The 20,878-nt window shown below is 47.5% G+C and carries 20 protein-coding genes; 9 read left to right on the forward strand and 11 right to left on the reverse strand.

Going from position 1 to position 20,878, the window contains the following annotated elements; genetic code table 11:
• Positions 1-2: 2 nt before the first annotated feature.
• A complete protein-coding gene (gene uspA / locus QUF14_RS21740) occupies positions 3-437 on the reverse strand; it encodes a universal stress protein UspA (protein WP_000323571.1) in 435 nt (144 codons plus the stop codon).
• Positions 438-827: 390 nt separating this feature from the next.
• Between uspA and uspB the strand changes: the two genes are divergently transcribed.
• Both uspB and QUF14_RS21750 read left to right on the forward strand, forming a co-directional pair.
• Positions 828-1,163: a universal stress protein UspB gene (gene uspB, locus QUF14_RS21745; RefSeq protein WP_000626187.1), complete on the forward strand. Its 336-nt coding sequence runs from the start codon at positions 828-830 to the stop codon at positions 1,161-1,163.
• A 297-nt stretch (positions 1,164-1,460) separates the two neighbouring features.
• Positions 1,461-2,441: an IS110-like element IS621 family transposase gene (locus tag QUF14_RS21750; RefSeq protein WP_000399629.1), complete on the forward strand. Its 981-nt coding sequence runs from the start codon at positions 1,461-1,463 to the stop codon at positions 2,439-2,441.
• A 246-nt stretch (positions 2,442-2,687) separates the two neighbouring features.
• Here the strand turns inward: QUF14_RS21750 and pitA are convergent, their stop codons facing one another.
• Positions 2,688-4,187, reverse strand: a complete 1,500-nt coding sequence (pitA, locus tag QUF14_RS21755; protein ID WP_000902780.1) for an inorganic phosphate transporter PitA — start codon at positions 4,185-4,187, stop codon at positions 2,688-2,690.
• 231 nt (positions 4,188-4,418) lie between these two features.
• Here pitA and QUF14_RS21760 point away from each other — a divergent pair, with 231 nt between their 5' ends.
• Complete coding sequence (locus QUF14_RS21760) at positions 4,419-5,621, forward strand: BaiN/RdsA family NAD(P)/FAD-dependent oxidoreductase (protein WP_032185366.1); 1,203 nt, start codon at positions 4,419-4,421, stop codon at positions 5,619-5,621.
• A 306-nt stretch (positions 5,622-5,927) separates the two neighbouring features.
• On the opposite strand, the gene QUF14_RS21765 is transcribed toward QUF14_RS21760, so the two are convergent.
• Positions 5,928-6,980 (reverse strand): DUF2776 domain-containing protein, encoded by a 1,053-nt coding sequence (locus QUF14_RS21765; protein WP_001028909.1) that lies wholly within the window; start codon positions 6,978-6,980, stop codon positions 5,928-5,930.
• Positions 6,981-7,361: 381 nt separating this feature from the next.
• Here QUF14_RS21765 and QUF14_RS21770 point away from each other — a divergent pair, with 381 nt between their 5' ends.
• The 4 genes from QUF14_RS21770 to QUF14_RS21790 all read left to right on the forward strand — a co-directional run bounded on the left by QUF14_RS21770 (position 7,362) and on the right by QUF14_RS21790 (position 10,609).
• Positions 7,362-8,969 (forward strand): DUF4049 domain-containing protein, encoded by a 1,608-nt coding sequence (locus QUF14_RS21770; protein WP_100733859.1) that lies wholly within the window; start codon positions 7,362-7,364, stop codon positions 8,967-8,969.
• Positions 8,970-9,613: 644 nt separating this feature from the next.
• On the forward strand, positions 9,614-9,904 hold the full coding sequence (locus QUF14_RS21780; RefSeq protein ID WP_024212208.1) for an HTH-type transcriptional regulator: 291 nt from the start codon (positions 9,614-9,616) through the stop codon (positions 9,902-9,904).
• Positions 9,905-10,184: 280 nt separating this feature from the next.
• The gene (cspE, locus tag QUF14_RS21785) at positions 10,185-10,397 is read left to right on the forward strand and encodes a transcription antiterminator/RNA stability regulator CspE (protein WP_000014594.1); all 213 of its coding nucleotides are present in this window, start codon (positions 10,185-10,187) and stop codon (positions 10,395-10,397) included.
• 140 nt (positions 10,398-10,537) lie between these two features.
• Positions 10,538-10,609, forward strand: coding sequence for a hypothetical protein (locus tag QUF14_RS21790; RefSeq protein ID WP_213045172.1), 72 nt, complete (start codon positions 10,538-10,540; stop codon positions 10,607-10,609).
• Here QUF14_RS21790 and hokA read toward each other — a convergent pair.
• The 4 genes from hokA to QUF14_RS21810 all read right to left on the reverse strand — a co-directional run bounded on the left by hokA (position 10,586) and on the right by QUF14_RS21810 (position 14,443).
• Positions 10,586-10,738, reverse strand: a complete 153-nt coding sequence (gene hokA / locus QUF14_RS21795; protein WP_001135726.1) for a type I toxin-antitoxin system toxin HokA — start codon at positions 10,736-10,738, stop codon at positions 10,586-10,588. The two genes, QUF14_RS21790 and hokA, sit on opposite strands and share 24 nt — an antisense overlap.
• A gap of 320 nt (positions 10,739-11,058) precedes the next feature.
• Positions 11,059-13,128, reverse strand: a complete 2,070-nt coding sequence (gene glyS / locus QUF14_RS21800) for a glycine--tRNA ligase subunit beta (protein ID WP_001291784.1) — start codon at positions 13,126-13,128, stop codon at positions 11,059-11,061.
• A gap of 9 nt (positions 13,129-13,137) precedes the next feature.
• On the reverse strand, positions 13,138-14,049 hold the full coding sequence (gene glyQ / locus QUF14_RS21805; RefSeq protein WP_001168544.1) for a glycine--tRNA ligase subunit alpha: 912 nt from the start codon (positions 14,047-14,049) through the stop codon (positions 13,138-13,140).
• Between the two features lie 94 nt (positions 14,050-14,143).
• Entirely contained in the window at positions 14,144-14,443 is a 300-nt protein-coding gene (locus QUF14_RS21810) for a YsaB family lipoprotein (protein WP_000980161.1), read from the reverse strand.
• 174 nt (positions 14,444-14,617) lie between these two features.
• Between QUF14_RS21810 and wecH the strand changes: the two genes are divergently transcribed.
• On the forward strand, positions 14,618-15,613 hold the full coding sequence (gene wecH, locus QUF14_RS21815) for an O-acetyltransferase WecH (protein WP_001182630.1): 996 nt from the start codon (positions 14,618-14,620) through the stop codon (positions 15,611-15,613).
• 41 nt (positions 15,614-15,654) lie between these two features.
• On the opposite strand, the gene yiaA is transcribed toward wecH, so the two are convergent.
• From yiaA to xylA, 4 genes are all read right to left on the reverse strand, one after another.
• A complete protein-coding gene (gene yiaA, locus QUF14_RS21820; RefSeq protein WP_001296808.1) occupies positions 15,655-16,092 on the reverse strand; it encodes an inner membrane protein YiaA in 438 nt (145 codons plus the stop codon).
• A gap of 45 nt (positions 16,093-16,137) precedes the next feature.
• Complete coding sequence (gene yiaB / locus QUF14_RS21825; protein ID WP_024212207.1) at positions 16,138-16,479, reverse strand: inner membrane protein YiaB; 342 nt, start codon at positions 16,477-16,479, stop codon at positions 16,138-16,140.
• A gap of 167 nt (positions 16,480-16,646) precedes the next feature.
• Positions 16,647-18,101, reverse strand: a complete 1,455-nt coding sequence (gene xylB, locus QUF14_RS21830) for a xylulokinase (protein WP_100734044.1) — start codon at positions 18,099-18,101, stop codon at positions 16,647-16,649.
• Between the two features lie 71 nt (positions 18,102-18,172).
• Positions 18,173-19,495 (reverse strand): xylose isomerase, encoded by a 1,323-nt coding sequence (gene xylA / locus QUF14_RS21835; protein ID WP_001149573.1) that lies wholly within the window; start codon positions 19,493-19,495, stop codon positions 18,173-18,175.
• 365 nt (positions 19,496-19,860) lie between these two features.
• Here xylA and xylF point away from each other — a divergent pair, with 365 nt between their 5' ends.
• Complete coding sequence (gene xylF, locus QUF14_RS21840) at positions 19,861-20,853, forward strand: D-xylose ABC transporter substrate-binding protein (protein ID WP_024212206.1); 993 nt, start codon at positions 19,861-19,863, stop codon at positions 20,851-20,853.
• Positions 20,854-20,878 lie beyond the last annotated feature (25 nt).

Raw genomic sequence — 20,878 nt, forward strand, 5'->3', positions numbered from 1 at the left:
GATTATTCTTCTTCGTCGCGCAGCGGAACAATCAGCATATCAACGTGAACGGTGTTGATCAGCTGACGTGCGGAAGACATCAGTTTGCTCCAGAAGTCCTGGTGGTGACCACAAACCACCAGATCCATATCGTATTTCTTGATTGCATCGACCAGAACCTGGCCCAGATCGCCGCTGCCGCTCAGGGTTTCAGTGATTGGGTAGCCTGCATTAGTGGAAAGCTCGGTCAGCGCATGATGTGTCTCTTCAGAGATGCGTTTCTGCATATCACCCAGATTCACATCAATAAGCCCGGTGTATAGGTCAGAGTAGTTTACATCTACGTGGATCAGAGAAACTTTCGCATTGTAGGGGCGAGCCATAGAGACTGCTTTCTCTACCAGAACTTTGCTTTCCGGGGAGAGATCGACCGCGATGAGAATGTGTTTATAAGCCATAGTGTTACTCCTTCCATAAAGTTGTCGATGACTGGCCAGCTAGCGTTTCTTGTGCCGTTACGTCACCCGCGTCCTGCGAACTACGTGCGCGGGGCTAACCCAGCCGTAAAGATTCAGTGTTAAGACCATCCTTACCTTATAGCGACCCGGATGATCCGTCAATCCGCCTTGCTTACCCGTTAGATAAACAAATTTTCGGCATGAATATATTGATAGTGGTTAACCTTCTGGAAAAAAAACAACCTGATCTCCTACACTATCTATAGAGCCGCTCGGATGTTGGTCACCACAAAAGCGGTTTCTCCAGGACCTGGTGTTAACTGATTGGCAGCGTATCGGGAGCGGTAGCCCCGGGGTGGAACTCCGCGGGCAGGTCGCCGGGGAGGAGGTATGATAAGCACCGTCGCATTATTTTGGGCTTTATGTGTCGTTTGCATTGTTAACATGGCGCGCTATTTCTCATCACTACGCGCGTTGTTAGTGGTACTGCGTAACTGCGATCCATTGCTCTATCAATATGTTGATGGAGGGGGCTTTTTTACCTCACATGGCCAACCCAACAAACAGGTGCGTCTCGTTTGGTATATCTATGCCCAACGTTATCGCGATCATCACGATGATGAGTTTATTCGCCGCTGTGAGCGGGTGCGTCGGCAGTTTATTCTGACCAGCGCATTGTGTGGTCTGGTGGTGGTCAGTCTGATTGCATTGATGATTTGGCATTAAGCACTTCAGCAAAAATAACGCATAAAAAAAGCGGGCCAGCAAACTGACCCGCTCGAGACTGATTACAAACGCAAAATTGCCTGATGTGCTACGCTTATCAGGCCTTGTATTATCCCTCCTGTGCAGAGAAAATCGGCCAGTTTTCTCTGCCTGCAGTCCGCATGCCGTATCGGGCCTTAGGTTTTCAACCTGTTGCGTAGATTTATGCAGCGGACTGCCTTTCTCCCAAAGTGATAAACCGGACAGTATCATGGACCGGTTTTCCCGGTAATCCGTATTTGCAAGGTTGGTTTCACGATGGAACATGAACTTCATTATATCGGTATCGACACCGCTAAAGAGAAACTGGATGTCGATGTGTTGCGTCCTGATGGTCGTCATCGCACCAAAAAATTCGCTAACACCACTAAAGGGCACGATGAGCTGGTGAGCTGGCTGAAGGGTCACAAGATTGACCATGCGCATATCTGCATCGAAGCGACCGGCACCTATATGGAACCTGTCGCAGAGTGCCTTTACGATGCAGGCTACATAGTGTCAGTCATTAATCCTGCGTTGGGTAAAGCTTTCGCTCAGAGTGAAGGACTGCGTAACAAGACTGATACCGTGGATGCGCGCATGCTGGCAGAGTTCTGTCGTCAGAAGCGCCCTGCAGCCTGGGAAGCGCCTCACCCGCTTGAACGCGCGTTGCGTGCCCTGGTAGTACGCCACCAGGCGCTGACAGATATGCACACGCAGGAACTGAACCGCACTGAAACGGCGCGGGAAGTCCAGAGACCGAGCATTGATGCTCACCTTCTGTGGCTTGAAGCAGAGCTGAAGCGTCTTGAGAAGCAGATAAAAGACCTGACAGACGATGATCCGGATATGAAACACCGCAGGAAACTGCTGGAAAGTATCCCGGGTATCGGAGAGAAAACATCTGCGGTATTACTGGCTTATATCGGTCTGAAGGACCGCTTCGCCCATGCCAGACAGTTCGCCGCTTTTGCGGGTCTGACACCACGGCGTTATGAATCAGGCAGTAGTGTGAGAGGGGCAAGCCGGTTGAGTAAAGCCGGACATGTGTCGCTTCGCAGGGCGTTGTATATGCCTGCAATGGTAGCCACCAGTAAGACTGAGTGGGGACGGGCGTTCCGCGACCGTCTGGCGGCTAATGGCAAGAAAGGAAAAGTGATTCTCGGCGCGATGATGCGCAAGCTGGCACAGGTGGCGTATGGAGTGCTGAAGTCAGGCGTACCGTTCGATGCGTCACGGCATAATCCGGTAGCTGCGTAAAAATCGCGGAAGGGATGAAAAAAACAGCGCCTGACGGCGCTGTGTCTGGCATGCCTGCAATCTGGGAAACCAGGGTAGAAAAAAACTTGCAGGCCATAACAGTATCTACATAATCTCTGCAATCTATTGAATTTGCATGTTTTTGTAGGCTGGATAAGGCGTTCACGCCGCATCCGGCATGAACAAAGCGCACTATGTCAACAATCTGAAGCGGGCCAGCTGACCCGCTCGTTTTGGTGCGTGCGATTACAGGAACTGCAAGGAGAGCCAGTAAAGCCCGCCGGAAAGCAGTACCGCAGCCGGAAGGGTAAACACCCAGGCCATCAGAATACTGGTCACGGTTTTACGCTGTAAGCCGCCGCCATCTACCACCATCGTCCCCGCGACAGAAGAGGAGAGTACGTGGGTAGTGGAAACCGGCATCCCGGTATAACTCGCCAGGCCGATAGACACTGCCGCAGTCATCTGGGCAGACATCCCCTGAGCATAGGTCATGCCTTTCTTACCGATTTTCTCACCGATAGTCGTTGCCACACGACGCCAGCCAATCATCGTACCGATACCTAACGCCAGCGCGACCGCCATGATGATCCACACCGGCGCATACTCGATGGTGCTAAGCATGTCGGACTTCAGTTTCTTCAACAGGCGCTGATCGTCAGCACTCACGCCAGGCATCTTCACCACTTTGTCGATAGTGTCAGAAACGCACAGCATAATGCGGCGCATCTGGCTACGTTGATCAAGCGACAGCTTGTCGTAGCTTTCCACATCAGTAGTCAACATGCCTTTCAGGCGGTTGAGCGCGTTAATGGTATTCGACGGATGGCAATGGAACTCCGCAGGTTGCGTTGCGCCAGCTTCCGGAGCCGGTACTAACTGATCAGCACCGGTAGCCTGTTTCAGCAGCGCAGGGTGCTGCTCAAAGTAAGCTTCCACGTTGTTGATGGCATCACGGGTACGGGTGATTTCGTAGCCAGTAGCATTCATGTTCACCACGAAGCCTGCTGGCGCGACGCCAATCAGTACCAACATAACCAGACCAATGCCTTTCTGACCATCATTTGCGCCGTGAGAAAACGCCACACCGATAGCGGAAAGGATCAGCGCGATACGCGTCCAGAACGGCGGCTTTTTCTTGCCGTCTTTCTTTTCACGCTCCGCTGGGGTCAGGTGGATACGGGCGCGTTTCTTGGTGCCGCTCCAGTAGCGGCGCAGCAAGAAAATCAGACCGCCAGCAAACACCAGGCCGACAATAGGGGAAACGATCAGAGAACCGAAAATACTTAATACTTTCGGGATATTGAGTGCATCCACCACTGACGTCCCGGTCATCAACGCATTGGTTAAACCAATCCCGATGATCGCGCCAATCAGCGTATGAGAGCTGGATGCAGGTAAACCAAAGTACCATGTACCCAGGTTCCAGATAATCGCCGCTAATAACATAGAGAACACCATGGCAAGGCCATGAGACGATCCCATATTAAGCAGCAGATCCGTCGGCAGCATATGCACAATGGCATAGGCAACACTCAGACCACCCAGCAAAACACCCAGAAAGTTGAACACCGCCGCCATAACCACGGCGAGCTGAGAACGCATCGCGCGGGTATAGATAACGGTTGCCACGGCGTTGGCTGTGTCATGGAAACCATTGATGGCTTCGTAGAACAGCACAAAAGCCAGTGCAAGCAATAATAACAGCCCGGTATGCAAATCCAGGCCAGCAAACAAATGTAGCATAGGACGTTACGCCATTTTGAGGACATGAACGCGGCGCATTATCAGTGACTTTCGCGGCGCGGGCAAAGTGAAATATAGACTTTTTTTGATTTGCCTCCTGTATAGATTGCACTCAAAAAATAATTATCTTATATAATTCAGCTAAATACTTCCTTTTAGTAATATTGATGCTGGTGCGACCACTGAGGAATCTTTACAATTCACGCCCGTTTTTTCTTAGAGGAGCGCAACGTGGAAAGGTTTGATGCCATTATTATAGGCGCTGGTGCGGCGGGTATGTTCTGTTCTGCGCTGGCAGGTCAGGCAGGACGCCGGGTTCTGCTGATCGATAATGGTAAAAAACCAGGGCGCAAAATCCTCATGTCTGGCGGTGGGCGCTGCAACTTTACCAACCTTTATGTCGAACCGGGCGCTTATCTGAGCCAGAATCCGCATTTTTGTAAGTCTGCACTCGCGCGTTTTACCCAGTGGGATTTCATTGATCTGGTCAATAAACACGGCATTGCCTGGCACGAGAAAACGTTAGGGCAACTCTTCTGTGATGACTCCGCGCAGCAGATTGTCGACATGCTGGTGGCTGAGTGCGAGAAGGGCAATGTGACCTTCAGATTGCGAAGCGAAGTGCTGAGTGTGGCGAAGGATGAAACAGGCTTCACGCTTGAACTGAATGGCATGACCGTCGGTAGCGAAAAACTGGTCATCGCGACCGGTGGGCTGTCAATGCCGGGGCTGGGGGCATCGCCGTTTGGTTATAAGATTGCCGAACAATTTGGCCTCAACGTGCTGCCGACCCGCGCGGGTCTGGTGCCATTCACTTTGCATAAACCGTTGCTCGAGGAGTTACAGGTGCTGGCGGGTGTGGCGGTACCTTCCGTGATTACGGCTGAAAACGGCACCGTTTTCCGTGAGAACTTACTCTTCACCCATCGCGGCTTGTCTGGACCGGCAGTGTTGCAGATTTCCAGCTACTGGCAACCGGGTGAATTTGTCAGCATTAATCTGCTACCGGATGTGGACCTCGAAACCTTCCTGAATGAACAGCGTAACGCACATCCGAATCAGAGCCTGAAAAACACACTGGCGGTTCATCTACCGAAGCGGTTGGTTGAACGCTTACAACAACTCGGGCAAATCCCGGATGTCTCGCTAAAACAGCTCAACGTACGTGACCAACAGGCACTGATTAGCACATTGACCGACTGGCGTGTGCAGCCGAACGGCACTGAAGGCTATCGCACTGCCGAAGTGACGCTCGGCGGCGTGGATACCAACGAACTCTCTTCACGGACGATGGAAGCGCGCAAAGTGCCTGGGCTGTATTTCATCGGCGAAGTGATGGACGTCACCGGCTGGCTGGGGGGCTATAACTTCCAGTGGGCGTGGTCGAGTGCGTGGGCTTGTGCGCAGGATTTGATTGCAGCGAAGTCGTCCTGACCTATTACCTAAAGATGAAAATTATTAGAGCCGCATTAAAAATGAGCTAATTTTGATAGTGGCTATCTTGTGATTATTTTCTAATAAGCCCGTGAACTGAAACCCTCCATGCTTAAAATAAGGTGGGGGATGGTGATTAAAAATCGACCGAAGTCCAGATCTTTATAAAATATGAACAGGTTGAAAAAAGACAGTAACTTTACTGTTTTTTTATACTTAATCATCAATGTTAAGTTATTTCATGATACCTAAGAAAAACCAGCGTTACGCAATTAGTCGACGCTGGTTTTATCCGGTACGTTGCAATTATTTTTTAGCAGAACCTGCTTCTAATATTGAAACGATTGAGAACAACGTAAAGCATACCGCTCCCAAACCGACCAGAACCCGCGAAGGAATAAAATATCCCATGTCGGTCTGCGCCATTTCCGCAAGAAACGATGCCAGGAAAAGGCAAAACAGGCAGGTGAAGACGGGAATCATCGGAATTCTGTTGGCTAACGAACAGGTACGTCTCCAGACCAGTGCCAGTAGCCAGACTTTTGAGAATATGCTGTAACAGATCATTCCAAGGCAAATGAGAATAATGCCGGGAGCCAGCCGAGCGCTTGCATCGGAACTGACTAAGACGTATATGCCCTGCAGCACCGTGATTGAGCCGAGAAAAATAACCCAATAACACCACAGCCAGTGCTCTTTGGATGAGAACGTATTACGTGTTTGATGGACGATTGTGGCTACAAGGCCAATGAGACAGGCACAGATTGCGGTTAACCCAAGCAATACGTGACCGGCGACATAATGTGGGGTTATGTCGGCACTGCGTAACAGCGTTATCGACCAAATGAAACCGAGCAGGGTGAGTAATACGGGAACGGCAATGAGGCAATTACCGATTAATGAAGAATAAGCCTGTACCGGCGTTCCGTCGCTTTTGCTCCCCGATGCATTTTTGGGAATGAGCAGAAAGTGACCGGATGACGCTGCCACTGTCGATACACAGGCGGCAATCATACCAACGCCGAAAATCACATGACCGGCGACAAACTCGTCTGCCATCACATCATTGCCTGCTAACAGTGCCCAACCCCATATCATGGTGATAATTGACCCCGCATAGCCAATAATGGGGAACAGTGTATTGTAAAACGTATTAACGCCGCGCGTGAGCTGCGAAATGATAATAAATGCGGTAGTGAATAATGCCAGGCATATGGCTGCCAGAGAAATCAGCACATGACCCGCGACGAAATACTCGCTTTGCCCTGAACTTTCCAGCACAAAGCCACCTAACGCGATACAAATTAACCCCATAATCAAGGGGATTAATTTGAAAAGCCACCCGATATATATGTTCACTTTAAACTCCTCAGGTATCCCTGCTAATATCGAAATGTGCATTAATGATAATTTCAGCCTGTTAATAAAATGACGAGATATCATTAAAGACAAATGCATAGCATAACTATAGCTGGGTTTACTTTGCCGAGTGCCACTTTTCAGCGTTCAAAAGGCCATGGTAAATAAATATTTATCCTAAGATTAATTCTTATTCTGTAGTTCTTTACAATTATCTTCCAGGGAGGGATTATTTTTCATTATTGGTAAAAGACCGGATAGTCTCGGTGTTTAAAATCAGCGAACATATAATTATTATTGCTTTATATCGTCGTAAATATGTCTTTCAGACATGTATCGTTTATTTTGTAACAAACAATTCAAAAATATCATAGGTTATTTATGAAAGCAATTCATAATCTGATTGGAAACAACTCCTTAAGCCATCAATATAAGCATTCAGATAAAGTTAACAATCATCAACACCATGGCAAGGTTGATAAAAAACATCTTTCAAAGACAGTTGAAGTTAATATACTGGATAAATTTTCGCAAATAGGTAACAATGCAGGCCTGCATATCATCTATTTCCTGCAATATGGTCACTGGAATGTAAATGACTATTTTCATCAGACGGTGAAAACATCGCTTTACAATAGTGAACCTTCTATAGATATCCAAGAATATAATAGTTTCGCCAACATGGATACTGACACGTTTATCTTTACAATTATACCAGACAATAACCATGTGTTAAAATTATCATCTCCCATAACCGTTACGATTGAGCGTAGGGATGGTTATTATTTTATTAATTTCTCCGGAGATAAATCAGACATAATTTATAAAATTGATGGGCTTTCTATCATATCTGAAAATTTCTTTACTCTTCTTAGCGGTAATTTTAAACCTGACTGGCGTTGGGATGTCTCTACTGAGATGCTCACTAAGGAAAAGTTTGATAACTATGTTAAATCTGTGTTCTCAGAAATAGATTTTTATAAACACTGTGGTGTGATTAACCCACAAAATATGAACACGGCTTATTTTGGCGATACAGATGAAAGAGTAGGCGCTATACTTTATGCATTGCTCGTTTCAGGGCATATAGGCATCCGGGAAGAGGGGTGGAGTTTAATATGTGAATTATTAAATCACGAAAATATGGCTTCATCTGCATACGAAAAGAAAAAAATGGGAGAGCTCTACGCTTTATTAAATGCAAGAGACATGATCTTGAATAAGTTGCATAATCATGTTTTTTTAAAAGGCGATGCGATTACTCCTTGTATTTTCCTTGGAGATCATACAGGCGACAGGTTTAGTACTATTTTTGGAGATCAATATATCCTTACTTTGCTAAATTCTATGCAAAATATGGAGGGTAATAAAGATAGTCGTATAAATAAAAATGTCGTCGTTCTGGCTGGAAATCATGAAATCAATTTTAATGGTAACTATAGTGCACGACTAGCAAATCATAGACTCTCCGCCGGTGATACATATAACTTAATTAAAACGCTTGATGTTTGTAATTATGACCCAGAAAGGAAAGTTTTAACCAGTCATCACGGAATAATAAGAAATGAAGAAAATGAATGTTATTGTCTCGGTGCTTTGCAGGTTCCATTTAAACAGATGAAAAATCCTACTGATCCTGAGGAATTAGCTAATATATTTAATAAAAAACATAAAGAATATATGGATGATCCTCTATTCCATCTAATCCGAAGCAATATTATGAAACCCACAGATTTATATGCTGATTATTTTAATAACACTACTGATTTCAGACCAACACGTAATCATATCTTCATATGTGGAGAGAAACTCAAATGCGAAGACCCCAGAAAATACATTAGACAAAAATATGGCCATCATGGGCTCGGGGTAGATCAGAATCAACTATTTGATAATGGTATTATGGGTCTAAATTCCCGGAAGAAAGTACGTGATAAAAATAATGAAATAATTTATTTATCAGGGCTTAGTTGTTTTCAATCTCATTAAAATTCCATGAATACTGTGGTATGTCTTATTAATCCTGAAAGTATTTCATAGGTTTTCTTAATCGATTGTAGAGGTATGTTCTGATAACGCCTCTACAATCTCTAGGGATTTTGTCTACTTTGAGATAAGAAATTTCATATTATGCCTTAAGGCTGAATGATTTGTGCAAAATATAATTGTTTTTCCATCGAACATGAGGTGTATGTCATAAGATTAAATATTAACTACGTATTCCTCGCGGTGAATAGCATGAGGTAAAAAATGAAAATTGGAGCTGTGACCGGTACTCACGACAGTACTATGACAATCCCCGCAAATGATATTATGCAAGATCATGTTACCAACTTCACTAATTTGTTGTTTCATTGTTAAAAAATGACATTGCAGTTGCCTTTTTTCTAGCCAGAGATTTACGCCTTCTCAGAACGTTAGATTTTCGAAATCTTTACAATCCCGGAGTGGTAAAAGATATATCGGCATTTATCAGATCGTTAGGTCGCTATAAGTCACGCTAAGTGTCAGGCTGAATCGAATCACAGGCAGAGCATGCCCTGCCTTACTCCCGCTGTGTCTGTTTTTCCCGACTATTCTTAATGAGCTTCGATGCAATTCACGATCCCGCAGTGTGATTTGAGGAGTTTTCAATGGAATATAAAGATCCAATGCATGAGCTGTTGAGCAGCCTGGAACAGATTGTTTTTAAAGATGAAACGCAGAAAAGTACCCTGACGCACAGAACAACGTCCTGTACCGAAATTGAGCAGTTACGAAAAGGGACAGGGTTAAAAATCGATGATTTCGCCCGGGTTTTGGGCGTATCAGTCGCCATGGTAAAGGAATGGGAATCCCGACGCGTGAAGCCTTCAAGTGCCGAACTAAAATTGATGCGTTTGATTCAAGCCAACCCGGCATTAAGTAAGCAGTTGATGGAATAGACTTTTATCCACTTTATTGCTGTTTACGGTCCTGATGACAGGACCGTTTTCCAACCGATTAATCATAAATATGAAAAATAATTGTTGCATCACCCGCCAATGCGTGGCTTAATGCACATCAACGGTTTGACGTACAGACCATTAAAGCAGTGTAGTAAGGCAAGTCCCTTCAAGAGTTATCGTTGATACCCCTCGTAGTGCACATTCCTTTAACGCTTCAAAATCTGTAAAGCACGCCATATCGCCGAAAGGCACACTTAATTATTAAAGGTAATACACTATGTCCGGTAAAATGACTGGTATCGTAAAATGGTTCAACGCTGACAAAGGCTTCGGCTTCATCACTCCTGACGATGGCTCTAAAGACGTGTTCGTACACTTCTCTGCTATCCAGAACGATGGTTACAAATCTCTGGACGAAGGTCAGAAAGTGTCCTTCACCATCGAAAGCGGCGCTAAAGGCCCGGCAGCTGGTAACGTAACCAGCCTGTAATCTCTGCTTAAAAGCACAGAATCTAAGATCCCTGCCATTTGGCGGGGATTTTTTTATTTGTTTATTCAGGAAATAAATAATCGTTCGCGTAATAAAATCTATTATTATTTTTGTGAAGAATAAATTTGGGTGCAATGAGAATGCGCAACGCCGTAAGAAAGGCGGGAATAACTTCCCGCCGAAGACTCTTACTCTTTCAATTTGCAGGCTAAAAACGCCGCCAGCTCATAATTCTCCTGTTTAATATGCAATTCACACAGTGAATCTCTTATCATCCAGGTGAAAAATAAAAGCGTGCAACAAATCACTATTAAAGAAAGTAATCTATATTTCTGCGGCATTCCCAGCCTCCTGTGTTGATTTCCAACGAGTAAGAGGCTAACCTTATGGTGTCTATGCATAGAGGGGCCTCACTTTGATTTATAGTCAGGTGGGGCTTTTCTCTGTCTGCCTTTCGGTGAATACCTGAGACAAACAGTCTCAAGCACCCGTGGCTATTCTAGCTTAATAAGTTCTTTTCTTCTCCTTGATATAATCCTAAAAAATCTCATAAAATTAATATATGAGACAATCTTTATTCAGCAGAAGATTATTAAAGGTTGCTCTATTATTTAGCGATAAAAAAGCCTGCCAGATGGCAGGCTTTTTAATAACGACGTTATTACTGCAACAGCGAAATATCCGCAACTCGCAGGAATAATTCGCGCAGTTTCTCCAGCATGGTAAGACGGTTGATTCGCAATTCTTTGTCATCAACCATGACCATCACTTTATCGAAGAAGGCATCAACCGGTTCACGCAGCTCAGCCAGTTCGACCAGCGCATCCTGGTAACGACCTTCAGCAAAGTACGGCTCTAGCTTGTCACGTAGCACCACAACCTGCATCGCCAGTTTAATTTCTTCCGGCTCTTTCAGAGTAGAGGCATTCACGCGGTCGCTCAGCACTTCGTCAGATTTCGCCAGAATGTTAGATACACGCTTATTCGCCGCCGCCAGTGCTGCCGCCGCATCCAGGGTTCGGAAGTGCGATACCGCTTTCATACGAGCATCAAAATCTGCCGGACGAGTCGGACGACGCGCCAGTACCGCCTGGATGGTGTCAACGGTGTAACCTTCGTCCTGATACCAGGCGCGGAAGCGACCGAGCATAAAGTCGATAACGTCATCAACCACGTTGGCGTTAGTCAGCTTATCACCGTACAGACGCGCCGCTTCTTCAGTCAGTGTTTGCAGATCGAGGTTGAGGTTCTTCTCAACGATAATGCGCAGCACGCCCAGCGCGGCACGACGCAGCGCAAACGGGTCTTTGTCGCCTTTCGGATGCTGGCCGATACCGAAGATACCCGCCAGGGTATCCATCTTGTCAGCAATAGCCAGCGCACAAGCCACTGGGTTAGACGGCAGGTCATCACCAGCAAAACGCGGCTGATACTGCTCGTTCAGCGCCACTGCGACATCTTCCGCTTCACCATCGTGACGCGCGTAGTGCATCCCCATAACGCCCTGGGTGTCGGTGAACTCGAAGACCATGTTGGTCATCAGGTCGCACTTGGACAGCAGGCCCGCACGGGTTGCGTGGTTAACGTCAGCGCCAATCTGTTCAGCAATCCAGCCAGCCAGCGCCTGGATGCGGTCAGTTTTGTCGCGCAGTGTACCCAGCTGTTGCTGGAACAACACGGTTTGCAGGCGCGGCAGGTTATCTTCCAGACGTTTTTTACGGTCGGTGTTGAAGAAGAACTCGGCATCCGCCAGACGTGGACGAACGACTTTCTCGTTACCAGAGATAATTTGCTGCGGATCTTTCGATTCGATATTGGCAACGAAGATAAAGTTCGGCAGCAGTTTGCCGTCGTTCGCATACACCGGGAAGTATTTCTGGTCACCTTTCATGGTGTAAACCAGCGCTTCAGACGGCACCGCGAGGAATTTCTCTTCGAATTTTGCGGTCAGCACAACCGGCCATTCCACCAGCGAAGCGACTTCTTCCAACAGGCTTTCGCTTAAGTCAGCGTTACCGCCAATCTTACGCGCCGCTTCTTCGGCATCGGCTTTAATCTTCGCCTTACGTTCTTCGTAATCGGCGATGACTTTCCCGCGCTCACGCAGAATTTCCGGATACTGATCAGCATTGTCGATAGTGAATTCCGGCTCGCCCATAAAGCGGTGGCCGCGAATCACGCGATCGGACTGAATGCCCAGAATGGTTGCCGGAATGACTTTGTCGCCCAGCAGCAGGGTCACGGTGTGAACCGGACGCACGAAGTGCACGTCGCTTGCGCCCCAACGCATCAGTTTCGGGATCGGCAGTTTCGCCAGCGAAGTCGCAACCATATTCGGCAACAGTGCTTCAGTGCTTTCGCCCTTCACGTGGGCGCGATACAGCAGCCATTCGCCTTTATCGGTAGTCAGACGCTCAGCCTGGTCAACGGTAATACCGCAACCACGCGCCCAGCCTTCTGCCGCTTTGCTCGGTTTGCCTTCAGCGTCGAACGCCTGAGCAATTGCCGGGCCGCGTTTTTCGATTTCACGATCCGGTTGCGCTTCCGCCAGGTTAGCTACTTTCAGCGCCAGACGACGCGGAGCAGCAAACCATTGAACGGTGCCGTGTGCGAGGCCAGCGTTATCCAGCTCCGCAGTAAAGTTCGCAGCAAAGGACTCAGCCAGGCTGCGCAGTGCTTTTGGTGGCAGCTCTTCAGTGCCGATTTCCACCAGAAAAGTTTTCTCAGACATAGCCGCCTCTTACTTATCTTTGTTGCACATCGGGAAGCCGAGGGCTTCACGGGAAGCGTAGTATGCTTCTGCCACTGCTTTGGTCAGGGTGCGAATGCGCAGAATATAGCGCTGACGCTCAGTGACGGAGATGGCTTTACGCGCATCCAGCAGGTTGAAGCTGTGGGCGGCTTTCAGAATACGCTCGTAGGCTGGCAACGGCAGCGGATTTTCCAGCGCCAGCAGCTGCTGCGCTTCTTTCTCGTATTGCTCGAAGCAGGTGAACAGGAAGTCCACATCCGCGTATTCGAAGTTGTAAGTGGACTGCTCCACTTCGTTCTGATGGAACACGTCGCCGTAGGTGGTTTTACCCAGCGGACCGTCGCTCCAGACCAGGTCGTAAACGCTGTCTACGCCCTGAATGTACATGGCCAGACGTTCCAGACCGTAGGTGATCTCGCCGGTAACCGGTTTACACTCCAGACCACCAACCTGCTGGAAGTAAGTGAACTGCGTCACTTCCATGCCGTTCAGCCACACTTCCCAGCCCAGCCCCCAGGCACCCAAAGTCGGGTTTTCCCAGTTATCTTCTACGAAACGGATATCGTGGATAGTCGGATCCATGCCCAGCTCTTTCAGGGAACCGAGGTACAGCTCCTGAATATTGTCCGGCGATGGCTTAATGACCACCTGGAACTGATAGTAGTGCTGTAAGCGGTTGGGGTTTTCGCCGTAGCGACCATCGGTCGGGCGACGAGAAGGCTGAACATAAGCAGCCGCCATCGGTTCTGGCCCCAGCGCGCGCAGACAGGTCATTGGGTGAGAGGTTCCCGCGCCGACTTCCATGTCCAATGGTTGAACAATGGTGCAGCCCTGGCGAGCCCAGTAATCCTGTAAGGTCAGGATCAAGCCCTGGAAGGTCCTGGTATCAAACTTTTGCATATTATTTCGTGCTGGATACGTGTGGATTTAAAGGAAGGGATCAGTATACCCGCTGGATGGAAGATATACAGTACGAAACGGGAAAAAGCAGGGCTTAACGCATGGAAAGATGCAAAAAATGGCCATCCGCGTCAAAAGAACAGACAAACTGCTCTTTCCGGAAGGTATAACCACGCATTTCGTAGCTTCCCTGGAACTGTTCGAAGGCGGTGACGTCGATTTTTTGCTCGCCGGTGTTATAACGTTTTGCCGCCTGATCCTTGCATAACGCTTCCATATTCAACGAACGCAGCGGATCAACTTTTACCCGTTGTGCTTTCTGCACGGGTGGCGGTGTCGAGCATCCCACTAACACTACAAGCGCCATTGCCGGAAAGAAAGAGTTCATCATCATTAAATTACCGTCTGGTTTGCAGGTGAGTCTTATTATTTATATCGGTATAGTGGCTGATATCTTACGAATTTCCTCAAGCCTCTATAAGCTGTAGTGATAAAACTCAGATTATTCCAGTGTGCCAACCGAATGATTTATCGGTCAGACTTTTTTTAACCAGATACAGAGACACAGATGCAGCCCAAAATTTACTGGATTGATAACCTGCGAGGGATAGCTTGCTTAATGGTGGTAATGATTCACACCACAACCTGGTATGTGACCAATGCTCATAGTGTTAGCCCCGCTACCTGGGATATCGCCAATGTTCTGAATTCTGCCTCTCGTGTCAGCGTGCCGCTATTTTTCATGATTTCCGGCTATCTCTTTTTTGGCGAACGCAGCGCCCAGCCGCGCCATTTCTTACGCATCGGCTTATGCCTGCTGTTTTATAGCACTGTTGCGCTGCTCTACATTGCGCTATTTACCTCCATCAATGTAGAGATGGCGCTAAAAAACCTGCTGCAAAAGCCTGTTTTTTACCACTTATGGTTTTTCTTCGCGATTGCGGTGATTTATCTGGTTTCACCGCTGATTCAGGTGAAGAACGTCGGCGGTAAAATGTTGCTGGTGCTAATGGTGGTGATTGGCATCATCGCTAATCCAAATACTGTGCCGCAGAAAATCGACGGTTTTGAATGGCTGCCAATTAACTTATATATCAATGGCGATACTTTTTACTACATCCTGTATGGCATGTTGGGGCGCGCCATTGGCATGATGGACACACAGCATAAGGCACTGTCGTGGGTGAGCGCCACACTGTTTGTTGCGGGGGTATTTATTATCTCTCGCGGGACATTATATGAATTGCAGTGGCGCGGAAATTTTGCCGATACCTGGTATCTTTACTGTGGGCCGATGGTTTTTATCTGCGCAATCGCACTATTGACTCTGGTTAAAAACACGCTGGATACACATACTGTTCCCGGGCTTGGGCTGATATCACGCCATTCTTTAGGTATATACGGGTTCCACGCATTGATTATCCATGCGCTGCGTACCCAGGGGATTGAGCTTAAAAACTGGCCAATACTGGATATTATTTGGATCTTTTGCGCGACGTTGGCAGCGAGTTTGTTACTTTCTGTGCTGCTTCAACGAATCGACAGAAACAGACTAGTGAGTTAAGTAAAAGCCCGGTTACATTGGACTGACCGGGCTTACGTGAATTATTCGCTGTATTCTTCCTGGGTAACCTGTGTTTCTTTTGGTGGGTTTATTCCGGCATCACGAATATTCTTCTGCACCGCTACTGCACCAAACAAGCTTAAGAAGAAAGCCAGCCCATAAAAACCTTTTTCGCTGAGTAATAACGTCGCATTCCACAGACCTACCATCAATAACGCAACAGAGATAATAAAGACAGTCAGGCAGGTCATATAATAAATGGAGGTGGTCGGTATGCCTTCATACTTGTCACGAACGGTCTTTTGATAAGATGCCGCAGAAAACAGTCCTAGCACCAGCACGGCAAAATAATATCCTTTTTCATTTAACTGCATCTCTGCATTCCATAGCCCTAATAGATAGGTAACGATACCACCAACAAGAGCTATCCATGACACAATACTAAATGCCGGAGAATAGGTTGATATTTTGTTGTCCATCACAGTATTCCTTTCATTCCTGAATGTGTAAGAGCTTTATGTTGCTCATGCCGAGCGAAACAAACGCATTTGACCAAACAAGCAAACAAAAAAGGCGATGGCATAAATCACCATTTCATAAGCATTGATAGGCGCATTTAAAACACCGATAAACAAGAGACCGATTGTGATTAACGCTATCAACTGGCAGACACGGATAAAAAAATCATCCAGTTGCCCGAGTCTTTCAGCACGAAGATATGCATAGTTGCCAAAAGTTGCCGTCATTAACACGCCAAGAAAATAGCCTTTTCCACTTAACAATGGGCATGAGATCCATAGCCCAAGCAGATAAACCAGCGCCCCGACAACAAATAATAGTTTTGCCACAGTCTTTGAGGTTTTCATAATGATCTCCATATCTACCAGCGATACATTACGAGTAACCAACGAAAGACAAAACTGAAAAATGCCATTAACAAATGATTTCAGAATAAATTCATACTAAATATTAATTAATTACTGATATATATAGATGTGGATTATCCCCCACCCGGTCAGGCAGGGGATAACGTTTACGCCATTAATGGCAGAAGTTGCTGATAGAGGCGACGGAACGTTTCACGTCGTGGCTGATAAGTGGCATAACGCTGCGCATCTGGTAAATGCGACTGTTCTAACGGCAGTTGTGGCAACAACTCAATGAGAGATTTCTCTGGATTCGCCGCAATCTGCGCCAGCCTTGCTGCGCCCAGTGCTGGCCCCACATCCCCCCCCGTGCGGTAATCGAGTTGCTGACCGCTGATATCCGCCAGCATCTGACGCCAGTACTCACTACGCGCCCCGCCACCAATCAACGTAACACTTTGCGGTTTAATGCCGCAGGCATGCACGACATCCATGCCATCTGCCAGCGCATAACCCACGCCTTCCAGCACTGCTCGCGCCAGTTCATTGGGGCCATGTTGATGAGTCAAACCAAAGAAAATCCCCTTCGCCTGGGGATTATTGTGTGGTGTACGCTCGCCGGAAAGATAAGGCAGAAACCAAACTGGCTCGGCACTTTCATCAGCCTGTTGAGCAGCCGCGATTAAAGCTGGGACATTGTTCAGGCCCGTTAATTTCGCGGCCCAATCCAGACACGACGCTGCACTCAGCATCACAGACATTAAATGCCAACGCTGCGGTAGCGCATGGCAAAAGCTGTGTACGGCGCTTTCTGGCTTGCTTAAGAACCCTTCGCTGACAGCAAAATAGACCCCCGACGTCCCCAGCGATAACATTGCCTGATTAGCATCAACCATTCCTACACCAACCGCACCAGCTGCATTATCACCACCGCCTGCGACAACTGGCACTGCCGCCATACCCCACGCTTTCGCAACTTCAGGTAGCAAAGCACCAGTAATTTCGCTGCCTTCGTATAATGCGGGCATCTGGTCACGAGATAAGTGGCAAGCCTGCAGCATGACGTCACTCCAGTCACGCTTTGCGACATCCAGCCACATGGTGCCAGCTGCGTCAGACATATCGCTGGCAAACTCCCCCGTCATACGCAGACGCAAGTAATCTTTCGGTAATAATACTTTGTCGATTTGACGGAATATCTCCGGCTCATGCCGCTGAACCCATAGCAATTTAGGCGCAGTAAATCCGGGCATCATCAGGTTACCGGTAATCACCCGTGATTGCGGAACTCGCGCTTCCAGCAAAGTGCACTCTTGCGCACAGCGCCCGTCGTTCCACAAAATGGCAGGGCGTAATACCCGTTGCTGGGCATCCAGTAAGGTTGCACCGTGCATCTGGCCGGCAATACCCAATGCTTTAACGTCCTGCAGAGAATGCTGATCGCCCAGAGCTTTCATTGCGCGATCAGTTGCCTGCCACCACTGTTCCGGGTCTTGTTCCGACCAGAGTGGATGCGGGCGCGAAACGGTCAGCTTTTCCGTTTGCGAAGCAACCACCTCACCCTGCTCGTTGAGCAAAATAACTTTTACGCCCGAGGTGCCAAGATCTATCCCGATATACATATCGATCGTTCCTTAAAAAAATGCCCGGTATCGCTACCGATAACCGGGCCAACGGACTGCACAGTTAGCCGTTATTTGTCGAACAGATAATGGTTTACCAGATTTTCCAGTTGCTCCTGGCGACCACTCTGATGCACCGGAGACAAATTATGTTCCTGAGCATATTTGGCTAAATCTGCCAGTGACATTTGGCCTTTCAGGATTTGCTGGCCTAATTCGCTATTCCAGCCGGAATAACGCTGCGCGATGCGTTTATCCAGCTCGCCATCTTCAATCATGCGTGCTGCAATTTTCAGCGCCAACGCCATCGTATCCATCGCGCCGATATGACCGTAAAACAGATCATATTTATCAGTACTTTGACGACGGACTTTGGCATCGAAGTTCAGACCGCCGGTGGTGAAACCGCCTGCTTTGAGAATTTCATACATCACCAGCGCATTCTCTTCCACACTGTTCGGGAACTGGTCGGTGTCCCAGCCCAGTTGTGCATCGCCACGGTTGGCGTCGACAGAACCGAACAGGCCAAGCGCAATGGCGGTGGCTATTTCATGATGGAAAGAGTGACCTGCCAGCGTCGCGTGGTTAGCTTCAATGTTCAGTTTAATCTCTTTTTCCAGACCAAACTGTTTCAGGAAGCCATACACCGTCGCGGCATCGTAATCATATTGATGTTTAGTCGGTTCTTGCGGTTTCGGTTCGATAAGCAACGTACCCTGGAAACCGATTTTATGTTTATGCTCAACCACCATCTGCATAAAGCGGCCCAGTTGTTCACGCTCCTGACGCAAGTCGGTATTTAACAGCGTTTCGTAACCTTCACGACCGCCCCACAGAACATAGTTTTCACCGCCCAATTTATGGGTTGCTTCCATCGCTGTAACAACTTGCGTCGCCGCCCAACTAAAGACTTCTGGATCTGGGTTCGTCGCCGCACCCGCACCGTAGCGAGGGTTTGTAAAGCAGTTAGCGGTTCCCCACAGCAGCTTCACGCCGCTCTCTTCTTGCTTGCCTGCCAGGACATCAACCATTTGCGCAAAATTATTGATGTACTCTTTTAACGACGCGCCCTCAGGGGAAACATCCACGTCGTGGAAGCAATAAAATGGCACATGTAACTTGTGGAAAAACTCAAATGCGACATCTGCTTTACGCTTCGCCAACGCCAGTGCCTCACCAGGCTGCTGCCACGGACGATTAAACGCCCCCACACCAAACATGTCCGCCCCGTTCCAGCAGAAGGTGTGCCAGTAGCAGGCGGCAAAACGCAAGTGCTCTTCCATACGCTTGCCCAACACCAGTTCGTCGGGATTATAGTGATGGAATGCTAACGGGTTAGAGGATTTTGAGCCTTCATAACGAACGCGATCGAGCTGGTCAAAATAGGCTTGCATATTGAACTCCATAATCAGGTAATGCCGCGGGTGATGGATGATGTCGTAATATTGGGCACTCCCTTTCAGTTGCTCAATTATGTTATTTCACACTGCTATTGAGATAATTCACAAGTGTTCGCTCGCTCGCAAAATAAAATGGAATGATGAAACTGGGTAATTCCTCGAAGAGAAAAATGCAATAAGTACAATTGCGCAACAAAAGTAAGATCTCTGTCATAAATCAAGAAATAAACCAAAAATCGTAATCGAAAGATAAAAATCTGTAATTGTTTTCCCCTGTTTAGTTGCTAAAAATTGGTTACGTTTATCGCGGTGATTGTTACTTATTAAAGCTGTCCTCTAACTACAGAAGGCCCTACAACATGAAAATAAAGAACATTCTACTCTCCCTTTGCACCTCACTTCTGCTTACCAACGTTGCGGCGCACGCCAAAGAAGTCAAAATAGGTATGGCGATTGATGATCTCCGTCTTGAACGCTGGCAAAAAGATCGAGATATTTTTGTGAAAAAAGCAGAGTCTCTCGGCGCGAAAGTATTTGTACAGTCTGCAAATGGCAATGAAGAAACACAAATGTCGCAGATTGAAAACATGATTAACCGGGGTGTCGATGTTCTTGTCATTATTCCGTATAACGGTCAGGTATTAAGTAACGTTGTAAAAGAAGCCAAACAAGAAGGTATTAAAGTATTAGCTTATGACCGTATGATTAACGATGCAGATATCGATTTTTATATTTCTTTCGATAATGAAAAAGTCGGTGAACTGCAGGCAAAAGCCCTGGTCGATATTGTTCCGCAAGGTAATTACTTCCTGATGGGCGGTTCGCCGGTAGATAACAACGCTAAGCTGTTCCGCGCCGGACAAATGAAAGTGTTAAAACCTTACGTTGATTCCGGAAAAATTAAAGTCGTTGGTGACCAATGGGTTGATGGCTGGTTACCGGAAAACGCACTGAAAATTATGGAAAACGCGCTGACCGCCAATAATAACAAAATTGATGCCGTGGTTGCCTCAAACGATGCCACCGCCGGCGGGGCAATTCAGGCATTAAGCGCGCAAGGTTTATCAGGGAAAGTAGCAATTTCCGGCCAGGATGCCGATCTCGCAGGTATTAAACGTATTGCTGCCGGTACGCAAACTATGACGGTGTATAAACCTATTACATTGTTGGCAAATACTGCCGCAGAAATTGCCGTTGAGTTGGGCAATGGTCAGGAACCAAAAGCAGATACCACACTGAATAATGGTCTGAAAGATGTTCCCTCCCGCCTGCTGACACCGATCGATGTGAATAAAAACAACATCAAAGATACGGTAGTTAAAGACGGATTCCACAAAGAGAGCGAGCTGTAAGCGTTACGCCCCGGCGAGGAGCGGG

The organism is Escherichia sp. HH091_1A (assembly GCF_030295175.1).
In the GTDB taxonomy this organism is placed as follows: domain Bacteria; phylum Pseudomonadota; class Gammaproteobacteria; order Enterobacterales; family Enterobacteriaceae; genus Escherichia; species Escherichia coli_F.